Here is a 1,922-nt window from a genome sequence, read left to right on the forward strand (position 1 = left end):
CCCGCATCCGCGCGATCCTGGCCACCACCCCGGTCCCCACCGCCGCAGCCGAGGAGTTCCCCGCACTCCCCCACCACCTCCTCGCCGACGCCGACGCCGACGCCGTCCCGGTGTGGTGGTGCAAGACCACCGACCCCACCCTCACGCCCCCGCCCGCCCCACCCGGCTCCGACCTGCGGGTGCTCCTGCCCGCGCACCCCGACTTCGCCGACCTGCGCACCCTCCTGCGCTCCGAGGGCGTCCCGTTCCGGGAGCTGCCGCACTGGCTGGAGCAGGAGACCGTCACCTCCCTGGACGCCCCGCTGCGCGCCACCGCGCACCTGTCCGAGGTGGGCGGCGTGGTGGCGGAGGCGTGCGAGCCGGTCGCCGAGGACGCCGCGCTCGCCGCGCGCCTGGCGTTCCAGGTGGTCTGGGACCTGCACGAGCCTCCCGGTCCGACCCCGCCGCCCGCGCCGACCGCCGAGCTGGTGCCCGAGCACTGGTTGCCCTACCTGCCGTTCCCGGTGCTGAACCCGGCGCAGGCCCAGGCCGCGCCCGCGATCGTCGACACCGACGAGCACCTGCTGGTCACCGCCCCCACCGGCGCGGGCAAGACCACCATCGGGATGCTCGCGGTCCTGAAGGCGATCCTGGACGAGGGCCGCAAGGCCGCCTGGCTGGTGCCGCAGCGCTCCCTCACCGACGAGCTGGACCGCGAGCTGCGGGCGTGGCGCGGGCAGGGCCTGCGGGTGGAGCGGCTGTCCGGCGAGCACGCGGTGGACGTGGAGCGGGTGCGCGCGGCGGACCTGTGGGTGGCCACGACGGAGAAGTTCGAGGCGGTGTGCCGGGCCGCGTCGTTGCAGGCGGCGCTGGGCGAGGTGGGCTGCCTGGTGGTGGACGAGATCCACCTGCTCGGCAGCCCCGGCCGGGGCGCGCTGCTGGAGGCGCTGCTGGCGCGGGTGCGCGGCGCGGACTCGCCGGTGCGGATCGTCGGGCTGTCGGCAACGGTCACCAACGCCGCCGAGGTCGCCGAGTGGTTGCAGGCCCGCATGGTGGCGACCGCGTGGCGGCCGTCGAAGGTGACCTGGCAGCTGCCGACGGTGCCCGCGACGTCCGGGTTCGCGGCGGCCTCGCGGGTGCGCGAGCAGGTCGCGGTGGACCTGGTCGGGCGGCACACCGAGGGCGGCGGCAGCGTGCTGGTGTTCTGCGGGTCCAAGCGGAACGTGCTGTCCACGGCGATGGCGATCGCCGCCGAGCGCGGGGCCGAGCTGCCCGCGCCGGACGACCTGGACGCGCTGGAGGCGGCGTGCGCGGCGGTCGGGGTGCGGATGCACTACTCGGACTACGAGCACAAGCACGCGGCCGAGCGGGCGTTCCGGGCGCGCGAGTCGGACGTGCTGGTGGCCACGTCGACGGTGGCGGCCGGGGTGAACCTGCCCGCCCGCGCGGTCGTGGTGCGGGACAGCTCGATCGGCGGGGAGCCGATGGACACGTCCACGGTGCTCCAGATGTTCGGGCGGGCCGGGCGGATCGGGGCCGGGGAGACCGAGGGCTGGTCGTACCTGGTGGTGGACGAGTCGCAGCGCGCGGCGTGGCAGGCGCGGTTGGTGGCCGGGTACTCGGTGTACTCGCGCATCCGGGAGAGCCTGGCCGACCACGTGCTCGCCGAGGTGCTCCAGGGGCGGGTGACCACGGAGGCGGACGCGCGGGCGTGGTGGGTGCAGACGCTCGCGCACGCCCAGGGCGACGACGACGAGTCGGTCGTGGTGGAGGCGGTGGGGTTCCTGGTGGAGCAGGGCTACCTGACCCGCTCCGGGGACGCGCTGGCCACGACCGAGCTGGGGCGGTTGACCGCGCGGATGATGGTGCCCACGAGCACCGGGCAGCGGCTGCGGTCGGCGCTGGCGCTGCTGCCGGTGCCCGCGGACGCGGACGACGCCGAG

The 1,922-nt window shown here is 76.1% G+C and carries 1 protein-coding gene; it reads left to right on the forward strand.

What is annotated here, in order from left to right; translation table 11 throughout:
* Nucleotides 1-1,922: DEAD/DEAH box helicase (locus ACTUAL_RS10145; RefSeq protein ID WP_440900093.1), on the forward strand; the 1,922-nt coding region annotated here is incomplete at both ends.

The sequence above is a fragment of the Actinosynnema sp. genome (genome assembly GCF_052038725.1).